Annotated in this window: 16 protein-coding genes; 14 read left to right on the forward strand and 2 right to left on the reverse strand. The window is 58.6% G+C overall.

Annotation, left to right across the window (positions count from 1 at the left end; genetic code table 11):
• Position 1: 1 nt before the first annotated feature.
• Together AB4N64_RS09235 and AB4N64_RS09240 are read left to right on the forward strand one after the other, a co-directional pair.
• On the forward strand, positions 2-1,381 hold the full coding sequence (locus AB4N64_RS09235) for an MFS transporter (RefSeq protein WP_460124511.1): 1,380 nt from the start codon (positions 2-4) through the stop codon (positions 1,379-1,381).
• A complete protein-coding gene (locus AB4N64_RS09240; RefSeq protein ID WP_460124514.1) occupies positions 1,381-3,048 on the forward strand; it encodes a N,N-dimethylformamidase beta subunit family domain-containing protein in 1,668 nt (555 codons plus the stop codon). The genes AB4N64_RS09235 and AB4N64_RS09240 overlap by 1 nt, the downstream gene beginning before the upstream one ends.
• Before the next feature lie 65 nt (positions 3,049-3,113).
• Here AB4N64_RS09240 and AB4N64_RS09245 read toward each other — a convergent pair whose 3' ends face one another.
• Positions 3,114-3,650: a TetR/AcrR family transcriptional regulator gene (locus AB4N64_RS09245; protein ID WP_460124516.1), complete on the reverse strand. Its 537-nt coding sequence runs from the start codon at positions 3,648-3,650 to the stop codon at positions 3,114-3,116.
• A gap of 124 nt (positions 3,651-3,774) precedes the next feature.
• Between AB4N64_RS09245 and AB4N64_RS09250 the strand changes: the two genes are divergently transcribed.
• From AB4N64_RS09250 to AB4N64_RS09260, 3 genes are all read left to right on the forward strand, one after another.
• Entirely contained in the window at positions 3,775-4,419 is a 645-nt protein-coding gene (locus tag AB4N64_RS09250; RefSeq protein ID WP_460124519.1) for a glutathione S-transferase, read from the forward strand.
• Positions 4,416-5,459, forward strand: a complete 1,044-nt coding sequence (locus AB4N64_RS09255) for an alpha/beta fold hydrolase (protein ID WP_460124522.1) — start codon at positions 4,416-4,418, stop codon at positions 5,457-5,459. The genes AB4N64_RS09250 and AB4N64_RS09255 overlap by 4 nt, the downstream gene beginning before the upstream one ends.
• A 160-nt stretch (positions 5,460-5,619) precedes the next feature.
• Positions 5,620-5,799 carry a zinc-binding dehydrogenase gene (locus AB4N64_RS09260; RefSeq protein WP_460126682.1) on the forward strand — a complete coding sequence of 60 codons (180 nt, stop codon included), beginning with the start codon at positions 5,620-5,622 and terminating at the stop codon, positions 5,797-5,799.
• 38 nt (positions 5,800-5,837) lie between these two features.
• Here AB4N64_RS09260 and AB4N64_RS09265 read toward each other — a convergent pair whose 3' ends face one another.
• Positions 5,838-6,731, reverse strand: a complete 894-nt coding sequence (locus tag AB4N64_RS09265) for an AraC family transcriptional regulator (RefSeq protein WP_460124525.1) — start codon at positions 6,729-6,731, stop codon at positions 5,838-5,840.
• 139 nt (positions 6,732-6,870) lie between these two features.
• On the opposite strand from AB4N64_RS09265, the gene AB4N64_RS09270 reads away from it, so the two are divergent.
• From AB4N64_RS09270 to AB4N64_RS09310, 9 genes are all read left to right on the forward strand, one after another.
• Entirely contained in the window at positions 6,871-7,614 is a 744-nt protein-coding gene (locus tag AB4N64_RS09270; protein WP_460124527.1) for an SDR family NAD(P)-dependent oxidoreductase, read from the forward strand.
• A gap of 17 nt (positions 7,615-7,631) precedes the next feature.
• Entirely contained in the window at positions 7,632-8,033 is a 402-nt protein-coding gene (locus AB4N64_RS09275) for a VOC family protein (protein ID WP_460124530.1), read from the forward strand.
• The gene (locus AB4N64_RS09280; protein WP_460124533.1) at positions 8,030-9,007 is read left to right on the forward strand and encodes a saccharopine dehydrogenase family protein; all 978 of its coding nucleotides are present in this window, start codon (positions 8,030-8,032) and stop codon (positions 9,005-9,007) included. Before AB4N64_RS09275 ends, AB4N64_RS09280 begins: the two co-directional genes overlap by 4 nt.
• A 188-nt stretch (positions 9,008-9,195) precedes the next feature.
• Positions 9,196-10,101, forward strand: coding sequence for a transcriptional regulator GcvA (gene gcvA / locus AB4N64_RS09285; protein WP_460126684.1), 906 nt, complete (start codon positions 9,196-9,198; stop codon positions 10,099-10,101).
• A gap of 74 nt (positions 10,102-10,175) precedes the next feature.
• Entirely contained in the window at positions 10,176-11,003 is an 828-nt protein-coding gene (locus AB4N64_RS09290; RefSeq protein ID WP_460124536.1) for an EamA family transporter, read from the forward strand.
• A 29-nt stretch (positions 11,004-11,032) separates the two neighbouring features.
• Positions 11,033-11,794: an SDR family oxidoreductase gene (locus AB4N64_RS09295; RefSeq protein ID WP_460124539.1), complete on the forward strand. Its 762-nt coding sequence runs from the start codon at positions 11,033-11,035 to the stop codon at positions 11,792-11,794.
• A gap of 146 nt (positions 11,795-11,940) precedes the next feature.
• A complete protein-coding gene (glsB, locus tag AB4N64_RS09300) occupies positions 11,941-12,849 on the forward strand; it encodes a glutaminase B (protein WP_460124542.1) in 909 nt (302 codons plus the stop codon).
• Positions 12,850-13,235: 386 nt separating this feature from the next.
• A complete protein-coding gene (locus AB4N64_RS09305) occupies positions 13,236-14,939 on the forward strand; it encodes a ShlB/FhaC/HecB family hemolysin secretion/activation protein (protein ID WP_460124545.1) in 1,704 nt (567 codons plus the stop codon).
• Between the two features lie 24 nt (positions 14,940-14,963).
• Entirely contained in the window at positions 14,964-22,280 is a 7,317-nt protein-coding gene (locus tag AB4N64_RS09310) for a two-partner secretion domain-containing protein (RefSeq protein WP_460124548.1), read from the forward strand.
• The last annotated feature ends 4 nt before the right edge of the window (positions 22,281-22,284 follow it).

A 22,284-nucleotide genomic window follows, 5' to 3' on the forward strand; every position in this document is an offset into this window, starting at 1 on the left:
CATGAATAATTCGACGTTCCCTCAAGGACGCCTTAAATCCTTGCGCGCGGTCGCTATAGGCAATGCGCTGGAATGGTTCGACTGGACGCTTTACGCAACGTTCTCGGTGTACCTGGCGAGTAATCTGTTCGACAAGACGGATGCCAGGTCGGCGATGCTCGCCACGCTCGGCGTATTCGCGGTCGGGTTCGTCGCCCGGCCCGTTGGTGGATTGCTGTTCGGCCGTCTAAGCGATCGCTTGGGGCGCCGAACCATCTTGATCATCACCATGATGCTGCTGGCAGTCAGCAGCCTGGGCATTGCGTTTATCCCCGCCTATCAAACCATTGGCGTGTACGCCGCGGCGGCACTGCTGTTTTTTCGTCTCACCCAGGGCCTCGCTCACGGCGGCGAAACGGGGGTTTCCTACACCTATGTCGCCGAGATCGCACCGAGCAAGCACCGAGGATTGTGGTCCAGTTCAGTCTACATCGGCGTGACGCTGGGGGTCATGGCGGCAACGGCCGTCGCCGCGGCGCTGACCTGGTTCCTCGGGTCCCAGGCCATGAGCGATTATGGCTGGCGGATAGGCTTCGCGATCGGTGGGGTACTGGGCATCTATGCGCTGTTCCTGCGACGCGGAGCTGAGGAGTCCCACGTCTTCGTAGAGCAACAGCAGATGACCCGGCTTGCGCCCAAGTTGTCCAGGGGCGAGGTGCTGCGCATCACGCGCAACATCGTCATGCTCGCTGCGGCCGCTAATGTCACTTACTACGCCTGGGTCACGTTCGGCGCTGCGACGGCGATCGCCCAGGGGATGGACGCTACCGGGGCTTATGTCGCCAGTCTGTTCGCGCAGATCCTTTGCGTATGCTGGTTGCCGGTTTGCGGAATGTTGTCCGACCGGCTGGGGCGTAAGCCGATGGTCATCGCCTGGGGTGTGGGCGTGGTGGTGCTGACCTATCCCATCTCGGTCATGGTCACGACCGAACCCTATACGTTGTTCCTGGCCCAGGTCATGGGGCTGGGCGCCTGGTCGTTGATCGCGGCGATCTTCCCCGCCATTTTATCGGAGCAAGTGCCCACCCGGGCGAGGGCACAGGGCGTCGGGTTTGTCTCGTCGGTCTCGGTGGCGATCTTCGGTGGCACTGCGCCTTATTTGCATAGTTATCTCACCGGTGCCGACCTTGATTACCTGTACATCTGCTACGTGATGGGCCTGGGTCTGGTGACCGTGATAGCGGGCTTCCTCATCGCGGAAACGGCGGGTGTCGATCTTGCGCATATCGGTGCCTCTGACGTTCGAGAAGGTGTCGTTCCACACCCCTCGAAGGCGTCTCGCAAATCCATCCCTGACGTCTCGATTCGCACCGATCACCGAAACAAGAGGAGGGCACATTGATGAGCTCAATCGAACCGAAAAAAGGTGTAGCACGGGGTGAGCGCCCTGGGGCTGGCGTGATCGTCAGCCAGACGTCGGGGCCCCGCCAGGCGGCCCGAGAGATCTGGGTCGAAGTCCCGTCAGAAACGGGTCCGGCGGCAGCGTGGTGTTATTCGGATCGTCGCTCCTACAGCCCCGGTGCACCTGTGAGACTGCACCTCTCGTCCAACAGTCCGCGAGTGAGGCTCAGGATCTTTCGTGATGGAGCACTCGCCCGCACCGTGCATGAAACGGGCTATCTGGAGGCTTGCTTCCATCCGTTGCCCGAACGTTCCTACGAGCACGGCTGCCAATGGCCAGTCTTCCTGGAGTGGCAGATTCCGGAGGATGTCGACCCTGGGGCATATGGGGTGGAGATACTGGATGGTGGCGAGCGCGTGATCGGGCATCATCTGTTCATCGTGAAGGCCGCACGTAAGCGCGCTCATGCCTTGGCGCTGGTCGCGGCAACATCGACGTGGGCCGCCTACAACGACTGGGGCGGGGCCAACCACTATTTCGGTGTCCATCCGCAGACGCCACGCGGCCGCTCGCCGTTGTTGTCGGCACAACGACCTTGGGCGCGAGGACAAGTCTGGCTACCTGAGGGCGCGCCGCGATCAGTCAACGCGAAACGGCCTGGCAGGCCAGGTCCGGCGCGCTACGAATTCATTGAGTGGGCCGCTCTCCACGGTTTCAGCAAATACTATGCGCTGGCGGGATGGGCCTCCTATGAACGACCGTTTGTGGTTTGGGCGGAACAACAAAATTATGTCATCGACATTCTCACCCAGGATGATTTGCATCGCGACCCGGATGCCCTCCGAGGTTACGCTTGCGCGGTCTTCGTCGGGCACGATGAATATTGGACGCGTGAGATGCGTGACCACGTCGATGCCTTTGTCGAGGAGGGCGGTAAGGTCGCTCGCTTTGCCGGCAATTTCATGTGGCAGATTCGTCTGGAGGACGGTGATCAGCGGCAAGTCGCCTATAAATACGATGCCGCCTCCCATGACCCGGTGGCAGCTCACTGCGACAGGACGCTGACCAGCGCCTGGGAGGATCCTCAAGTGAATCATCCTGGGGCGAGTACCTTCGGAGTCAATGCATTGCGAGGCATCTACGGGAGTTTCGGCGCCATGGCACCCCGTAGCCCGCGCGGGTATACGGTTTTCCGTGCGCAACATTGGGCATTCGAGGGCACGGGGCTCGGCTACGCCGATATGTTCGGCGACGAGGCAAGCATCTTTGGCTATGAGGTCGACGGGCTCGACTACACCTTCGTCGATGGCCTTCCTGAACCTCTCGGCACAGACGGAGCACCACCAGGATTGGAAATTCTGGCGATGGGCTGGGCGACCAATGCCGAGCAGGGCAGGGCCGAGGATGCCTATTCGTTCATGCTCGGTGATGGCGACGCACGGTACAGAGCCTCCATCCTGGCGCCCGATCTTGGCGACGCGGCCATTGATCAACATTGCCGTGGGGCGGGCATGGTGGTGCACTTCCGCAGAGGCCGCGGCGAGGTGTTTACCGCTGCCACCTGCGAATGGGTACACGGATTGATGCTCGAGGATCACTACACCGTAGCGATCACTAAAAACGTGCTCGATACATTCCTGGCTGGTACGGCTGGACCTGACCGATAGGATCAATCACTCGCTGAGGCTCTGGATTTGACGAAAATTGTCAGCCGACGTGTGTGAGCTTGCAGCTATGGCAACAGGCCGACTGAGCGATAGGTCTGGATCGTTTGATCGAATACCTGAATATCGTCACGGCCACGTGCGATCAACTGAGCACCTTCTACAGCGGCATAAATCGCCAGTGCCTGCTGTTGCCGTTCCTCATCGCTCAATTGCGGACGGCAGACGGTTAGTACCTGCGTTAACCACCGGATGTTGAGGGCATTAAAGGCTTCGACTTCTGTTCTGACCTCCGGTGGCAAATCATCAAATTCAGCAGACATGATTCCGCACAGGCACATGCGGTTGTCGTTCACCAGCGCCTGGCGAAAGATGTCGGTATACCCCTGCATCCACATACGAAGGTCATCGGAACCCGCGCGCAGGCCCTCCAGATAAGCCAAACCGTCCTCTGTGTAACGCTGGGCAAGCGCGGCACCCAAGTCGCCTTTGGTTGGGAAATGGTAGTGAATGCTCGCACTCTTGATGCCTACCTCTTTCGCCAGTTCGCGAAAGCTCAAACCGTTATAGCCGCGGGTCTGAACCATCGTGCGGGCGACCTGCATGATCGTTTCCCGAGTATCCGTAGTCACAAATTTACCTCCCTATCGATAGATAGACGTTGACAGTCAAAATCGCCTCGGCGTAGTTTATACCTATCGATAGGTAGATAGATAGGCAGCGAGAGACATGAAGATTTTTGACATCCCTGGTTTTCCTAACCCTCTGCGTGTGCGAATTGCCCTGGCTGAAAAGCGGATGAGCGCTCAAGTGGAGTTCATCAAGGTGGACTTGCCGGCAGCAGAACATAAACAGCCTGCGTTCCTCATGCTCAATCCGCTGGGTACCGTTCCCGTTCTTCAGTTGGAGGACGGCACCAATATTTCCGAGTGCACGGCCATCACCGAGTATCTGGATAATCTGGACGGCAATCCAATTCTCACGGGTTCAACGCCAAAGGAAAAGGCCGTCATCCACATGATGCAGAAACGCGCCGAATCCGAGCTGGCAGATCCGGTTGGAATCTACTTCCACCACGCTACGCCAGGATTGGGCGCGGCACTGCAGCCATACAAAAGCCCCGACTGGGAAGGGCGTGTCGATTGGGGTAATCGTCAACGCGAGAAGGCAATCGACGGCATGAAATATTTCGATCAGGTCCTGCGCAACCAGCCGTATATCGCCGGGGACGCGTTTTCCATGGCCGATATCACCGTTTTTGCGGGGCTCCTGTTTGCCGGTTTCGCGTCCATCGCCATTCCCGATGAGTGCACCGCGCTCTGTGCTTGGCGGACCCAAATTCAGCAACGTCCCAGCGTACAGAATCCCGCTTGATCCAGCTTCGCCCCATCGACGATCGCTTTGGGGCGGGCCCCTCTTTCCCGTTTATCAGGTACATCCCTATGACTGTTTTCAACACCCGGTGGTCGTTGCGCCCGACTTTTAGCCTCATCGTACTGGCGATTGTCTGCTCGATCACATCGGTTCAAGCAAGCACCAGCTCCTCAGAGCCCAAAGTGGCTTCAGGCTATACGCACCAAACCGCGCCCACTCTATTTGTCGAAGTGGACGGCGCCCGCCTGGCGTACCGTCGCTTCGGCAAGGCCGGTGGAGTACCGCTGGTATTTCTCCAGCATTTTGTTGGCAACCTCGACAGTTGGGACCCGAAAGTCATCGACGGTTTTGCCCGTGATCGTGAAGTCATCCTGTTTGACAACGCCGGTGTCGCCAGCTCAAGCGGTGAGGTCCCTGAAACCATTGAAGGTATGGCCAAATATGCCGCTGGATTACTCCACCGGCTGGGCGTAGCGAAGGCTGATCTGCTGGGTTTTTCCATGGGTAGCCTCATTGCACAGCAGGTGACGCTTGATCATCCAGAGCTGGTACGTCGCCTGATTCTGGTGGGCTCATCACCCCGTGGTGGTGTGGGTATGGCTTCGCTAACGCCCGAATTCCAAGGCTATCTGGCGAAAAAACGCGATGTACCAGATGAACTGCTGTTGGATGTGTTTTTTACCCAGACCGCTGAGAGCCAGGCTGCTGGGCGCGAGTTTCTTACCCGTCTGCGTGCACGCAAGATCAATCGTGATCGGGAGGTCGATAGCAAGACCGCACCTGCGCAGGCGGCGGCTATCGCAGGTTGGGGAGCGCCGACGGACAACTCGACCGATTACCTCAAAGGCATCAAGCAACCCACGCTGGTGGTCGCTGGCAGTCATGACATCGTGTTCTACACAGTCAATAACGTCACCTTGCAGCAAGCGCTACCCGATTCTCAGTTGGTGATTTACCCGGATTCGAACCATGGCGCGATCTATCAATATCCCGACCTTTTTTTGAAACACGCCACGTTGTTTCTCAATGGGGTGAAGTGAATCGAACTGCGCTGGCGACGTGCTCGTCAGCGCATCGCTCACCCTCCATTGCTCGCCAGATCAGCCTGTCTCCAGGTCTGGCGACTAAACATCAGGATCACAGATATGAAAGCGATTCAGTTCCGTAGCTTCGGGGGGCCCGAAGTGCTCGAGTACGTCGATCTGCCAACGCCCAGCACTGATCCGCCAAGCTTTGGAGTTCCTGGCCCATGGCGTTTCAAGTGGCTCAATTCGACCTGTCATCGGCGCAACACTGCCGTTGAGCGAGGCCTCTGAGGCGCACGCATTACTGGCGCGCAGGGAAGTGCAAGATGTCATTGTGCTTGATCCCAATCGTTGATTACCTGTCGCCCCATACAGCGAGCCACCAGTATTCACCTACTTGCTGGTTGCTTTCGTATTACCGAGAATCCTGTTGGCATCCTGGGAAGGGGGGAGTCCAAACACCCGGACGTAATCACGGCTGAATTGCGTTGCACTTTCATAGCCGACCTCGAAGGCAGCCGCCATTACACTTTTAGCATCGGCCACCATCAGGGTTCTGGCCTGGAGCAGGCGTACCCGTTTCTGGTACTGCAAGGGGCTAAGGTTGGTCACTGCCTTGAAGTGGCGATGAAACGCCGAGACGCTCATTGAGGCCCGCTCTGCCAGCCGCTCCACCCCGATGGGCTCAGCGAAGTCTTGGCGAATCCATTGGATAGCCAGGTTGACGCGCGCCATCGCAGTATCCGGCGCTGCGATTTCCCGCAACATCCAGCCATGCGGTCCTTGAAGTACACGGAAAATTATTTCTCGCTCATAAACCGGAGCCAAGGCAGCGATGGCGGCCGGGTCGCCCATCAATCGCAGCATTCGAACCCATGCATCCATCAGCTCGGGTGTAACCGACGCGACTGAAAACCCAAGTCCGTTGTCCGTGCGGCTGACAGGTTTGGGCAGGTCGGCAAAGAGTGTAGATAGGACGGCGGGGTCAAGTGTCAGACTGACCGCCAGGTAGGGCTCGCCGGAAGTACTCGGGTGTACAGACCCTACCGCTGGCAAATCGATGGACATGACGAAATAGGTTGCCGGGTCATAACGAAACGTCTGACTCCCGACAGTCATGGTCTTACTGCCTTGCAGAATCAAGTTGATCATCGGGTCGTATATCGCCGCCAACATGTGCTCGGGAATTTTTCCCTGCACCATGGCCACGCGGGGGATGCCCGTTTCCGTTCGGCGGTTTTCAGCCTTGCCCGCGAGCATGCGAAGTTCTTTCAGTTGATTGTCCATGGTCCCAATGCTGAGGGCACTGCGTGGCATCACGCAAGTGAAAAGCAGAAACAGGCAGGTTTTGAGTAGGAATGGGTACGACGTCAGTCATGCCGATAAGTACTGTGGAGACAGATTTTTAACCACAGAGGAATAGGACATGGGCGTCATCGTAATCACCGGAGGGAGTCGTGGAATCGGTGCCAGTGCCGCCGAACTGGTCGCTCAACGCGGCATAGGCGTCATCCTCACCTACAACTCGGACCTGCAAGCTGCCACCAGCGTCGTGAGTCGTATCGAGCACGCTGGGGGAAAGGCTGTTGCCCTCAAACTCGACGTGGGGGACGTGGGCACCTTCGATGCGTTTCGCGCGTCGGTGGTACACGTCTTACAGGAGACCTGGAATTCAACCACTCTGGGTGGCCTGGTGAATAATGCGGGCTACGGCCTGTTCAATCCGTTGGCAACCGTCAGCGAGGCGCAGTTCGACGGCCTGTTCAATGTGCACCTCAAAGGGCCGTTCTTCCTCACTCAGGCCTTGCTGCCGTTGCTGGCGGACGATGCGAGCATCGTCAACGTGACCAGTGCCACCACCCGCGTAGCCACGGCTGGAGTCGCGCCCTACGCGGCATTTAAAGGCGGGCTCGACGTCCTCACGCGCTATATGGCCAAGGAGTTTGGAGAGCGGCGTATACGAGCCAATGCTGTTTCACCGGGTGCCATCCGCACTGAGTTGGGTGGAGGCCTCAATGACGAGTTCGAGGCACTGTTGGCGGCGCAGACCGCCTTGGGTCGAGTCGGGGAGCCGCAAGATGTTGCGCGGGTCATTGCGCTACTGCTGTCTGAGGAAGGCGCGTGGATCAATGCCCAAACCATTGAAGTGGCGGGCGGTTACAACATTTGAAGACGCGGAGGTTTGCAATGCTGGATCACATTTTCCTGTCGGTTAACAATATTGAGCGCTCTATTCGCTTCTACGAAGCCTGCCTGGCGCCGCTTGGAATCACCGCGCGTTGGGACTACGACGGCAAGGACGGCCCGCCGGGTCATCCCGACCTCAAGGGCTTTGGTGCCAACGGCCGGATGTTTTTCTGGTTGCGCGCAGGAGTGGTTGAAGGGCGAGCGGTTCATGTCGGTTTTGTCGCCGATGGCCGGGCCGAAGTGGACGCTGCATACGCGGCGGCCATCGCTCAAGGCGCGGTCGACAATGGTGCGCCTGGAGCACGCCTGCACTATGACCCCGACTACTACGCAGCCAATGTATTGGACCCGGATGGCTACAGTCTCGAGTTCGTCTACAAAAAATGGCAGCACATCCAATGAACACACTAATGATCTATGGTGCCACGGGCTATACCGGTCGTATGGCCGTAGAGCACGCAAAAGCCCTGGGCCTGACGTTTGAAGTCGCCGGGCGAAACCATTCCCGGGTGGCGGCGCTCGCCGCAGAACTGGGCGTCCCGTTTCGTGTGTTCGACACCCGCGCGATTATTGCGGATTCATTGTCTGGCATCTCGTTGCTGCTCAACTTTGCGGGCCCTTTTGCGCACACGGCTGAGGACTTGATGCACGCCTGTATCCAGGCTCGTGTCGACTACCTGGACATCACTGCCGAGATCAATGTGTACCGGTTAGCCGAGACACTTGGTGCTTCCGCCGCTGCCAATCAGGTCATGTTGTTGCCGGGTGTCGGCTGGGACGTTGTTCCCACCGATGCACTCGCGGTGCGTGTTGCCAAGCGTGTCAAGCAGCCGTTAGCGTTAAACATCGCGATCCAGGTGCCAGGATCGATGTCCAGGGGCTCAGCCATGAGTGTCAGCGAAATCATCGGTGCAGGTGTGCTCGCCAGGGTCGATGGCGAGATCGTCGCGACACCTGATGCCACACCCCGTCATTTTGATTTTGGTCAGGGTTCAGTCCTTTGCGCACCGCTTTCATTCGGTGACCTGGTGACCGCTTGGCACTCAGTCGGCATTCCGAATATTGCGATGTTCGTGCATATCTCAGATGCCGCGTTTCCAGAGGGTGACTTGTCACAACTACCTGATGGCCCTTCAGCAGAAGAAAGGAGTGCTCATCGAGCACGTGCCGTGGTCGAAGTCACCGGGGCGGATGGTGTCACCGCACGGTCAGTGATAGAAACCGTAAACGGCTATTCCTACACACCGCTGGCGGCAGTGGAAGCTGCGCAGCGGGTTTTGAATGGCGAGCGTCAGTCAGGTTTTACAACCCCTGCCACGGTATTGGGTAGTGCATTTGCCGAGAGTATCGCCGGGACAGTCATCACTGATTTCTGAAGGTACGGTTGGCGACTCATGGCACCGCTGTAAGTGTACTGGTGCGAGAGGGCGTACTGAATCGTGCGGCATCTCGCACCGGTGGCAAGCCCCCATCAGGGATGCGATGTTTACAGTGAGTTTGGTTGCTGCATGAGCTAACGTTCATGCACGCTCTTTTTCCGATCACTCGCCGGACAACGCCCCCCATGAGAGACTTGCCGCCCACCGCGACCCTGCGCGCTTTTGAAGTTGCGACCCGCCACCCGACATTTACTGCGGCCGCACAGGAGTTGCATGTTACTCAAAGCGCCGTCAGTCACCAGCTCAAGCATCTCGAGGCGCTTTGGGGCGTGCAGTTGTTCGAGCGTGGCAAGGCGTTACGCCTCACGGCAGCGGGGGCTACGCTGGCGCCCATCGTGCGGGAGTTTTTCATCAGCCTTGAGGCGACGCTCGGCGATTTGCGCGAGCAAAAAGGCAGGGTCCGACTCAGCGTCAGCACCACCTATTCGTTCGCGCTCAAATGGTTGCTGCCACGCTTGCCCGGTCTTTCTCGTCAGCATCCCGAGCTGCTGGTCTCGCTGGACACCACCGACAAAATCATCCACTTCGCTCAGGGGCAGGCTGATGTCGCGATCAGACTCGGCAAGGGCAATTACCCGGGCCTGCACTCGGAGTTCCTTTTTGGCGAGCAGGTATTTCCTGTGGCCAGTCCCGAACTGCTGCGGCGTGTTGGGACACCGCAGAGCCCCGCGCAATTGTTGCACTTCCCGCTGCTGACTCGGGATGGTGCCGAGTTGGTGCCCAAGTGGGAGCAGTGGTTTCAAGCAGTCGGGCTGGCCTATCTGCCGCTCCAGGAAGGCGTCAGATTTGGAGATACCAACATGACGGTCGAGGCGGCCTTGCTCGGCCAAGGGGTTGCATTGGTGCGCAGCGGCCATGTCGAGAAGGAAATCAGCGATGGCCGTCTGGTTCGGCTGTTTGATGTGCTGCTTCCTTCCCCGCTTGCTTACTACTTCGTCTGCCCCAAGGGCATTGAATCGCAGCCGCACATCGTCAGCTTTCGCCAATGGCTGGTCAATGAGGCGTTGAAAGTCCAACGAGTCGAACAGTGAGCCATGAGTATCCGTTCATGCTGCGATGAGGAGACTTCGCTTTAGCCCCCGCGCCGAATTGCCTAGAGTGGCGTATGCCTATTCATCTCATCGTCCTCGTCCTTTTCGCCGCGCTCCTGCACGCCAGCTGGAACGCACTGCTGCGCAGCGGCGCGGATCGGCTTTGGTCCATGACGGTGATGTGCCTTGCCATCGCCATCACCAGTGTCGTCGCCGCGGCGTTCATGGTGGCCCCCGCGATTGAAAGCTGGGGTTACGCAGTGCTTTCCGGGTTGTTGCATGTGGGCTACAACCTGTTTCTGGTGCGCAGTTACCGAGTCGGTGACCTGGGGCAGATCTACCCGATTGCACGGGGTTCGTCGCCGGTGCTGATCACCTTGGGTGCAGCCGTTTTTGCCGGAGAAATCATCACGCCTGGCCAGTTGCTGGGCATTGCGCTGGTGTCAGGCGGGATTATTTCGTTGGCGTTCAGAGGCCGCACTCTCTCGGTTCCCAGCCTGCCCTATGCATTGGGAACGGGCGGCTTTATCGCGGCCTACAGCGTGGTCGACGGCATCGGCGCCAGACTCTCCGGTGCGCCGCTTGCCTACACCGCGTGGATGTGCGCCCTGTGGGGCGTGTTGATGCCCGTGGTCTACATCGGTCTGCGTGACGCCCGCAGCTTATTCTCCGCCCGGCCCGGAACAGTGACCGCTGTGGTCGGTGGGCTGGTCTCCCTGCTTGCTTATGCAATGGTCATCTACGCCATGAACGAAGCGCCCTTGGGGGCGGTGTCCGCATTGCGCGAAACCAGCGTGCTGTTTGCGGCGTTGATCGGTTATGTGTTCCTCGGTGAAAAGCTCACTCCAGGACGGATATTGGCGTGCGTCGTGATCGCCAGCGGCACTCTCATCATCGGCTGATACAACCAACGGCTCAGGAGCAATGTTTAATGGTCAATGTCTCGCAGGCACCGCTGATTCTCATCACGGGTGGAAGTCGGGGAGTAGGGGCTGCAACTGCCCGACTGGCTGCCGAAAGGGGTTATGACGTTGCTATCAGCTACGTTACCAACGAACCCGCAGCGCTGGCCGTGGTCGCGGATGTCGAGGCCTTTGGGCGCAAGGCGTTGGCCGTGCGGGCCGACAGCGCGGACCCCCAGCAGGTGGCCGAGTTGTTCGCGGCCATCGATCGCACGTTCGGACGCATCGACGTCCTGGTCAATAACGCCGGGGTACTGGCGCTTCAGTCACGTCTGGAAGACCTCGGATTCGAGCGGATGCAGCGCGTCTTTGCGGTCAATTCCATTGGGCCAATACTCTGTGCTCAACAGGCGGTAAAGCGCATGTCTCACCGTCACAATGGCCCGGGCGGCGTGGTGATCAATGTTTCATCGGCGTCCGCGCGCCTGGGAAGTCCCAATGAGTACGTCGACTATGCGGCGTCCAAGGGAGCCCTGGAGACGTTCACCATTGGCTTTGCCAAGGAGGTCGCACGGGAGGGCATACGCGTTAACTGTATTCGCCCCGGACATATCTATACCGAAATGCATGCCAGTGGCGGTGAGCCGGGACGGGTCGATCGCGTCAAGGACTCAATCCCCATGGGGAGGGGCGGACAGCCTGAGGAAGTGGCTCGCGCGATTCTATGGTTGGCGAGTGCGGAGGCATCCTTCGTCACCGGCACATTCCTGGATGTAACGGGCGGTAAATGAGTCGCAGGGATCCACCTCAAAGCCATCAATGATGCCAGTGGTCAATGGCAGCCGTTTGCTGACGCCATGTGTGATCCTTCCTACCAATCCTTCGTCAAGGATGCTACCCCCGCAGTGTGGACGGGGGACTCATGACAGGGCCTTTCATGCAAACGCTGTTGGACGAGATTCTTGACGAAGTGCGCCCCTTGATCGGCAGGGGCAAAGTGGCGGACTACATTCCTGCACTGGCCGACGTTCCGCCGCAGCAACTGGGCATCGCTGTCTATGGCAACGACGGCAGCTATCACTGCGCTGGCGATGCGCTGGTGCCATTTTCGGTGCAAAGCATCTCCAAGGTCTTCAGCCTGGTTCAGGCGATTGGTCACTCCGGCGAAGCCATTTGGGAACGCCTGGGTCATGAACCCTCAGGCCAGCCGTTCAACTCGCTGGTTCAGCTGGAGTTCGAGCGCGGACGGCCACGCAATCCATTCATCAATGCGGGGGCGTTGGTGATCTGTGATATCAACCAGTCGCGGTTCGCAGCACCCACCTTGTCGATGCGCGATTTCGTACGAAGGCTATCGGGCAATCCTCAGGTATTGATCGATGCCCGCGTGGCCGACTCGGAGTATCAGCACCGCTCACGCAATGCCGCCATGGCTTATCTCATGAAGTCATTTGGCAACTTTCATAACGAGGTCGAGATGGTGCTGCGCAGTTATTTCAATTACTGCGCGTTACAGATGAACTGCCTCGATCTGGCGCGAGCATTTTGCTTTCTGGCCAACGATGGATTCTGCATCCACAGTGGCGAGCAGATACTGACCCGGCGCCAGACCCAGCAAGTCAATTCGATCATGGCGACAAGTGGGCTGTATGACGAGGCAGGAAATTTCGCCTACCGCGTTGGGTTGCCAGGCAAAAGTGGAGTGGGCGGAGGGATTGTGGCGATCGTCCCGGGTCAATTCACCGTATGCGTGTGGTCGCCTGAGTTGAATGCAGCAGGTAACTCGTTGGCCGGGATGGCGGCACTGGAATTGCTGAGTGCTCGTATAGGGTGGTCAGTTTTTTAAGGGGCGGATCGCCTCATCAAAGTGACGCTTGTGGTCCAGAGTGATCCGCTCTGGTCAGGGCGTACTCGTCACATTTTGAGGCTGACGCGTTCTGGTCCGCGCGAGGTTTCATCTCTAAGCTGCGAGTTCATTTTTTGGAGCTCAGCCCATGCAAGGATTGCCAAGCGTCAAGCTCGCTACATGTCTGTTCACGCCTCTGATCGGGGCCTGTGATTCACCTTATTTTCTGCGTTCTGCAGATCAGTCCCTCCTGACGGCGCTCGACCCTGCCAGCTCCCCACCGTGAGCGCTCACCGCAAGCGCGAGGGTACGTTGACGCCAAAATGATGGCTCATTAACATCGCGCCACTATTTTGCTATCAGTTTGAGTTTTCGAGGGATCGATTATGCAATCACCCGTCCTTACGGTGGGGGTGTGCCTGACTGTGCTCTGTTTTCCCCTACTTCAAGTCAATGCCGCTCCCACGCCCGGTGACACCGATCTAATACGCGAACGCCAGGATCGGCTGCTTGAAGAACAACGTCGACGCCTTGAAGAACTTAAGGAGTTACCGGGCAAATCCGTCAAACCCGACGGCCCGACGACGCCAAGTGACACGCGTTGTTTCCCCATCAAGAACATTGAGCTCAAGGGCGCTGACAGTCTTTCCCTGCGCGAAAAAAACCGTCTGCTTGAGCCCTACATCGGCCGATGCCTGGGCGTCAGCCAGCTCAATGAATTGCTCAAGGTCATCACTGACCACTACATCGAAAAAGGCCTGGTTACCAGCCGCGCCTATTTGCCGCAGCAGGATATGTCGGGCGGGCATCTGCTGGTGCTGGTGGTCGAGGGCAAACTCGAGGGGCTGAAAGGGGCGGACGGCAGCCAGTTGTCCGACCGTGAGCTGGCCATGGCTTTCCCTGGCAGGTCGGGAGCGCTGGTCAACCTGCGTGAAATCGAGCAGATGGTCGATCAGCTCAACCGCTTGCCCTCCAATCAGGCACAGATGGAACTGGCCCCCGGCCAGAACGTGGGCGGTAGCGAGATACTGGTCAAGAACAACCCGCAGAAACCTTGGCGTGTCAGCCTGTCACGCAACAACGGCGGGCAGCGCAGCACTGGCGAGCAGCAGTGGAACACCACCCTGGATTGGGACAGCCCGCTGGGCCTGGCGGATCAGTTATTGCTGCGCGGTGGTCACGATGCGATGACCGATCACCAGCACACGTCCAACAACGCGATGCTCTATTACAACTTGCCGTGGGGCTGGTGGAATTTCAGTTACGCCTACAGCCAGAGCGAGTACCGCTCGCAGATCGCCGCCAACGGTTTTAACTTCAAGCAGACCGGCGACAGTGAAAACCATCAGTTGCGTATCGAGCGGGTCATTCATCGCGATGCCATGCGCAAGACTTCGCTCAATACCGGGCTTTCCTACCTGCGCAGCAACAACTTCATCGAAGACAGCAAACTCAAACTCAGCAGCAACCGCATCAGCGAAGCCCAGTTCGGTATCAACCACGGACGGCGTATTGGCGGCGCATTCGTCAACCTTGATCTTGGCATGCAACAAGGCATCGGCGCCTTTGATGCGCAGGGAAAAGGGGAGTCCTTCCCGGGTGCACCGGACGCCCGTTACCGCAAGTACACCGCCACTGCGAGTTATTTGCAGCCCTTCGAGCTGTGGGGCGAGTCGTTCAGTTTCACCAGCCTGATGACCGGTCAACGCAGCGAAGACGTGCTGTTCAGCCCGCAACGCACAAGCCTGGGCGGCCAATCGTCCATTCGTGGTTACAAGGACCAAACCTTGTCCGGCGACAGCGGCGGCTACTGGCGCAACGACCTTCGCTGGAGTCGCCCGGTGACGCTTTCCTGGTTGCGTCCGGTCTTCACCGAATACGGCACCAGCCTGGGTTACGACCATGGCGTGATCCGTGGCGATCGCTACAACGCCGACCAGCACGGACGCATGTCGAGCAATTCGCTGGAAGTGTTTGCCCGTGGTGAGCATCTGGCCGCCAGTGTCACCTTCGCCCATTCCCTGGAGCGCCCGGCCGTCCTGACCGAGCGTGAAGCGCCGATCTATTTTCGCGTGGATTTCCTCCTCTAACTATTGCTGCACGAGATTACCAACATGGACGTTCGCCCGTTTACCTTCCTCGCTTGTCAACCTTCCTCGCAGGTGAATAGCCGCGAACGTTTCTGGGGTATGCCCAAGCGTGGCTTGGCGTTCCTGTTGGCCAACGTCATGTTCTGGCAACCGATGTGGGCGCAGGCCGAGGGCATTGTGGTTGCCACGCCGGGCACTACGCTGGACCATGCTGGCAATGGCGTGCCGATCGTCAACATTGCCACGCCCAATGGCAGCGGCCTGTCGCACAACCAATTTGTCGACTACAACGTCGGCGCCCAAGGCGTGATCCTCAACAACGGTTCCACCCAGACCTCAGCCACACAACTGGGCGGCATCATCATCGGCAACCCGCACCTGAAAAACAGCGGTTCGGCGCAGACCATCCTCAACGAAGTGGTCGGTGGCAGCCCGAGTCAGTTGCGCGGCTACACCGAGGTGGCGGGTCAGTCGGCGCGGGTTATCGTCGCCAACCCTTACGGCATTACCTGCAACGGTTGCGGCTTCATCAACACGCCACGTGCGACGCTGACCACGGGTAAACCGGTACTCGATGGCAGCGGTCGCCTGGAGCGTTTTCAAGTTGATCAGGGCAGCGTTGCGATCGAAGGCGCCGGGCTCAACGCAACCAACGTCGATCACTTCGAAATCATCACCCGTAGCGCGAAGATCAATGCCGAGATTCAAGCCAACAACCTGACCATCGTCGCCGGCCGTAACGACGTCAACGCCCAGACCCTGAACGCCACTGCCCGTGCCGACGATGGCAGCCTCAAACCACAACTGGCCATCGACTCGTCCGCGTTGGGCGGCATGTACGCCGGGGCGATCAGGCTGGTGGGCACCGAGGCCGGGGTTGGGGTGAAAGTCGCTGGCAGCCTGGCTGCCAGTGGCGGTGATATCCAGATCGATGCCAACGGCCATCTGAGCCTGGCGCAGACGTCGGCAGCGGGTGCAGTCAACGTCAAGGCCGTGAGCCTTGACGCGCAGAGTGCGGTGTATGCCGGCACCCGTGTCGACATGCAAACCGAGACTGACCTCAACATCGCTCATTCCATTGCTGCACGGGACAGCGTGACCCTGAATGCCGGTAGAACGTTAACCAACAACGGTGTCATCGAAGCCGGGGTCAATGCTGACAACAGCCGTAATGCCAAGGGGGATGTCAGCCTCACTGCGCAGTCGATTAACAACACCGGTAAAAGTGTGGTCGCCAGTCGCGACCTCACAGTCACTGCCCAGCAGGCGCTGAGCAACCAGGGCGGCACGTTAAGCGGGCAGCGCCAGGTCACCGTCAATGCCGCCACTCTGGACAACCAGAATCGGGGGCGGGTACTGAGCGCAGACCGCCTCAGTCTTACCGCAGATAAGGTCCTCAACAATCAAGGGGGCCTGATCAAAGGACAGGGCCAGGTCGAAGCCACACTGGGGCACCTGAGCAACACCGCAGGCGAAGTGTCCAGCCAGGGTAACGCCACGTTGATCCTGGGCTCTCTGGACAACAGCAGCGGCACACTGATGGCGCAAATGGGGCTCGACCTCAGCGCGAGCGCCGCGATTAACAACCAGGGCGGGCTCGTTTCCGGCTGGCAAGAGCTGACCATCACAGGCACGTATCTGGACAACAGCAACGGCGGTACGCTGTCCAGCCGAAGTGGTGATGTTGGTATCCAACTGAGCGACGCGCTGGTCAACAAAGCCGCAGGTGCCGTGGTCAGTCAGAAAGCCCTGACCATCACCGCGAGCAGTGTCGACAACAGCGCCAAGGGCAACATTTCCAGCACCACTGACCAGACCATCACCGTCAGTGGTCTGTTCGACAACTCGGCGGAAGGGTTGCTGAGCAGCGGTGCGGCCATGACCTTGAATACCATGGCGTTGAACAACGTCGACGGCACGGTCAACGCGTCCGGCGACCTGGCGTTCAATGGCACCGAACTCAACAACAGCCAAGGTACGTTCACCGGCCAGCAGGCGATCACCCTCGACCTTTTGGGCGCTCTCATCAACACCCAGGGACGACTGTCCAGTGCTGGCCCTCTGCTGATCGAGCGAAGCAAACGGGTTGATAATCAGGGGGGTGAGCTGTCCAGTCAGCGCTGGCTTAGCCTGTTCACTGGCGAGCTGGATAACAGCGCCAAGGGTACGTTGGCGGCCAGCGACAAGCTGCTGATCACCGCCAGCGGTCACGTCGACAATACAAACGCAGGGCTCATCGCCAGCCGTAATGGCGAACTGGAGTTGGGTGCCGGCAGCCTCGCCAATGCCAAGGGGCAGGTGCAAGCCAAGCAAGCGCTGCACGTGGAGGTTGCGGCAGACGTCGGCAACCAGGACGGCCAGATCGTGGCCAAGGAAGGCAAGCTATCCGTCAAGGCCGCCAACCTTGATAACCAGCGTGGCCGCGTCGCCGCGTTGAACGATGGGGTTCGTGTCGAGACCGCCGTCAACGGCACGTTCGACAACCGAAATGGCTCGGCGTATGCGAAAACCCTGCTTGAGGTTGACGCCGGGGATCTGGACAACAGTGACGGCCAGATCAGCGCCAGCCAGATTGGCTTGAACCTGCAAGGCGCCTTGAACAATCGCAATGGCCTGATCGAAAGCCTGAGCACTCTGGCGACCACCGCCGCCAGCCTCGATAACCAGAACGGCCAGTTGCGCGCGATGGGCGTTACCGACAAAACCCGTTTCAGTATCGGTGGCACGTTCGACAACAGCGCCGGTCGCCTGGAAACCGCCAACACCGACCTGAGTATCGAGGCCACAGGCTTCAAGAACCAAGGCGGTAGCTTGTTGCATGCAGGGAGCGGGGTGTTTGGTCTTTCCATGGCCAACCTCAATGATGTTGGCGGTCGCCTGGTGACGCAGGGCGATCTGACCCTGGACACCGACACGTGGACCAACAGTACCTCGATCCAGGCCGAGCGCCTGACCGTCAACGTCAAGCACTTGACCCAGACCAGCACGGGACAGTTGCTGGCTGCCACTCACCTTGAAGGTGCAGGCACCGATTGGCGCAATGATGGGCTGATCGGCAGTGACGGGACGCTCAATCTTGTCCTGACGGGAAACTATGCAGGAAAGGGGCGACTTAGCAGTCTCGGCAACCTGGACTTGCATGCCAGCAGTATGGATTTGCAGGCCACTGGCAGCATCGCAGGTGGTAGCGAAACCATAATCGATGTCGATGATTTGCTGGCCAATGCTGGGCGAATCACCTCCAGTAACAACCTGACCCTGAAGGCTGGCGACATCAATAACAGCGGTACCTTGGGCAGCGGTAAAGACCTGCTCGTCAACACCACAACACTGCTTAACGACCACGGGCTTATCTCCAGCGGTGGTAACGCGCAGCTGCTGGCCACACGTTTCACCAACCGCTATGCCCAGGTGTACAGCCTGGGCTCGATGCTGATTGCCAAGGACGCGGCCCAGGTCCAGGCCGATCTGTTGGATAACCGCTCGGGAGGTATCGAAAGCCTGGGGCCAATGACGATTGCAGCCAGCACCGTCAACAACGTGATGGACGTGCTGGAATACACCCCGAATGAAAAAACGGCGACCCGTATCATCCGTCTACCGTGTGAGCAGATTCCAGGCGCTGGCTGCGATGCTCGCAGCGGTGGTCGTATCAATGGCCTCTGGGAAATCTATGAAACCGATCGCCTGAAGGTCACTAAAAGCAGTGCTTCGTCCAGCCTGAGCAGCGGCGCGGACCTGTTGATCAACACCCAGACATTGACCAACACCAGCAGCACCGTGGCGTCCGCCGGTAACCTTCAGATCAATGCCGGCACCATAAAGAACCAGGGACTGCAAAACCAGCAAATCCACACCGTTCGCCGGTACTGGAGCTTCGTCAACGAGACTGGCAATGCCGCCGCCCTGGCGGATGTTTTCAACGCTCGAAACAACCCCAACCCATCGGCCTCGTTTGCGTCTGACCTGAGCGCCTTCCTGGGATGGATGGGCGTGCTGCTTGCGCAAAACAGCACCGTCACCAATGGCGATCAGTCCTTCGCCGCGGTCATTCAGGCGGGTGGCAACGCCACTCTCAATGCCGGTCAGACGCTCGACAACGGTGTGGTGCGATCGTTTTATGCCTACGTTGGGGCGGGCCAAACCCAGGCCGACACCAGCGCCGGCAACGGTTACTCGACACCTGTCTTCATCAACGCCCAGCTTCCACCGGAAGTGGCTCAACAGCAGGTCAACCCGGTGGCCCTGCCGGGCTTCACCTTGCCCACCCATCAGAACGGATTGTTCCGCTTGAACAGTCAGGGTTCGACTGCGACCACCGCACCCAGCCCTCTGGCGATTGCGGGGCTGCCTGACAAATCGGCGCAATCCAAACCGCACAAATACCTGATCGAAACCAACCCCGCGCTGACCGACCTCAAGCAGTTCATGAGTTCGGATTACCTGCTGAGCAATCTTGGCTATGACCCTGACACCAGCGCCAAGCGCCTGGGTGACGGGTTCTATGAGCAGCGGATGATCCAGCAGGCGGTCACTGCCCGCACGGGACAACGCTTCATCGACGGACAGGACAGCGACGAGAAACTGTTCAAGTACCTCATGGATAACGCCGTCCAGAGCAAGCAACAACTCAATCTCTCGGTGGGCGTGAGCCTGACGGCGGAACAGGTCGCCGCGTTGACCCACGACATCGTCTGGCTGGAAAGCCACGAAGTGAACGGCGAAGAAGTGTTGGTGCCAGTGCTGTACATGGCTCATACCGACAATCGTCTGGCCCCGACCGGGGCGCTGATTGCGGGTAACGACGTCAGCCTGATCGCCGGGAAAACCCTGAACAACGTCGGCACCTTGCGGGCTAGCAATAACCTGTCGTCGGTAGCAGCGGAGGACATCGTCAACAGCGGCCTGGTGGAGGCGGACAAGCGACTGGATCTGTTGGCGGGCAACAATCTGGTGAACCGTGCTGGGGGCATCATTGCCGGGCGTGATGTCGGTCTTACCGCGATCACTGGAGACGTGATCAACGAACGGACCGTGACGACCCATCAGAGTAGCGGCGGTGGATATACCCGGCAGGAGCGCCGGGACTTTGCGGACAGCGCCGCGCGGATCGAGGCGGGGAATGACCTGAGCGTGAAGGCGGGGCAGGACATCAACATCATTGGTGGTGCGCTGCAAAGCGGTCAGGACATGAGCTTGAGCGCGGAGCGAGATATCAATGTTTCCTCCGTTCAGGTCAGCAACAGCGTCGCGCAGGGTGGCAACTACACCAGCAATGACACCACCCAGCTCGGCTCAAGTCTGGGCGCCGGGCGTGATCTGACGGCCGAAGCGGGGCGTGACATCGCGGTCATCGCCAGTGATGTCGATGCCGAGCGTGATCTAAGCCTCGACGCCGACGAAAACCTCACCATCAGTTCCGCCGCAAACGAGCAACACTCACTGTTCAAGAGCAAAGAATTGAAGATTCAGGAAGACCATGTCAGCCAGGTGATGAGCAACGTCACGGCGAGGGGTGATGTGAAGCTGAGTGCCGGCCAGAACATGGCCGTGATCTCCAGTCGGATTAATGCTGGCGATGAAGCTTATCTGGTAGCAGGTGACCGGCTCGACATCCTCGCCGCACAGGACACGGACTACTCGCTGCTCGATAAAAAGAAGAAGGGCGGTTTTGGGGCGAAGGAAACCCGGCGAGATGAAGTGACGGATGTGAAGAACATTGGCACTCAGATCACCGCGAGCGGAAATCTGATGCTCGTCAGCGCTGGAGATCAGCGGTATCAGGTTGCAAGGCTTGAGAGTGGCAAGAATCTGACGATTAACAGTGGCGGGGCGATTACTTTTGAAGGTGTGAAAGATCTACACCAGGAAAGTCACGAGAAGAGCAGTAGCAGCCTGGCGTGGACGAGTGCCAAAGGACGGGGCAACACGGACGAGACTCTGCGACAAAGCCAATTGGTGGCTCATGGGCAACTGGTGATCAAGGCGGTCGATGGTCTGAATATCGACATCAAACAGATCGACCAGAAAACCGTTAGCCAGACGATTGATGCGATGGTTCAGGCTGATCCGCAGTTGGCGTGGCTCAAAGAAGCAGAAAAGCGCGGTGATGTGGACTGGAGGCTGATTAAGGAAACCCACGAGTCATTCAAATACAGCCATTCGAGTCTGGGCCAGGGCGCGATGTTGGCGATCATCATCATTGTGACAGTGTTGACGGGCGGCGCGGCTTCTGGAGTGGCTGGCGCGGTGTCGGGTTCTACAACTGCGGCTGCAAGTGCGGCAGGTATTTCGGCGGGTACTGCTTCTGCACTAGGGACCGCTGCGGGTTATGCGGCGGCGGCAGGCTTTCAGGCAGCTGTTACCCAAGCCGCAATCAGTACTGTTAACAACAAAGGCAATTTATTGGAGGCGACCAAGGACATCACCTCTGGCGAGGGACTGAAAGGAATTCTTCAGGCGACGGTCACCGGTGGTCTGGCCGGAAACAACATTCCACTGCGAATGATCGTGAATGCTGGGCTCAAGGGGGGCAGCTTCAAGGATAATTTGGTGGACGGTGGCGTTGAGTTGGCAGCGAATATTTTAGCAGCCTCCATCTACAGCGCTGTTGGGGACCAGCTCATTTTTGAGGGACTACCAGCAAAAATGGCCGTCCATGCACTTGTGGGTGGGCTGATCGCAGAGGCCATCGGGGGCGATTTCCGGACCGCTGCGCTTGCAGCAGGAGCGAATGAGGCTTTCGTCAGCACCGTGGGTGAAAAGGTATTTCCTGGTGTTGTGCATGAGCAAGTCTTGGCGATGACGTCACAGCTTCTTGGCATGACTGTGGCTGCGGCACTTGGGGGCAGCGATAAGGACCAGCAGATTGCAGGTTGGGTTGCTGGTCAAGCTACTGCCAATAATTATTTGGGACATGTTGAAGTCCAGAAGCTAGAAGGCGAATTGATCGGCTGTCGGTACAACTCGGACCCCACTGCGTGCCGTGCAAACGTCCGGGCCAAGTTCCAGGCGCTCAGTGATTCCAAGACCGGAACAGGACTCTATGACTGTAAAAAGAATGGGGAGAGCGCATGCGCAGATCAGCTAGCAGACGCTCAATCAGGCTCGGCAGCGTTGGATTGGTTGCTTGGTACCAGAAATATCTCCCGCGAAGAGCGAGAAATCATCGAGCACTTCCAAGATATCAATCATGAAGATGATCAGTGTAGCTTACGAGCCCTGGAAGCAAGCGTTCTGGCAGGAGTCGGGCATAGCTGGCGGTATATTGAGTGGTATAATCGCGGCACTTGGTGGAGCAAAGAGTGCGAGTGGTGTTGTAGCAGGAACAAAAGCCGCTAGCAAC

The sequence above is a fragment of the Pseudomonas sp. S2_C03 genome, assembly GCF_054668405.1.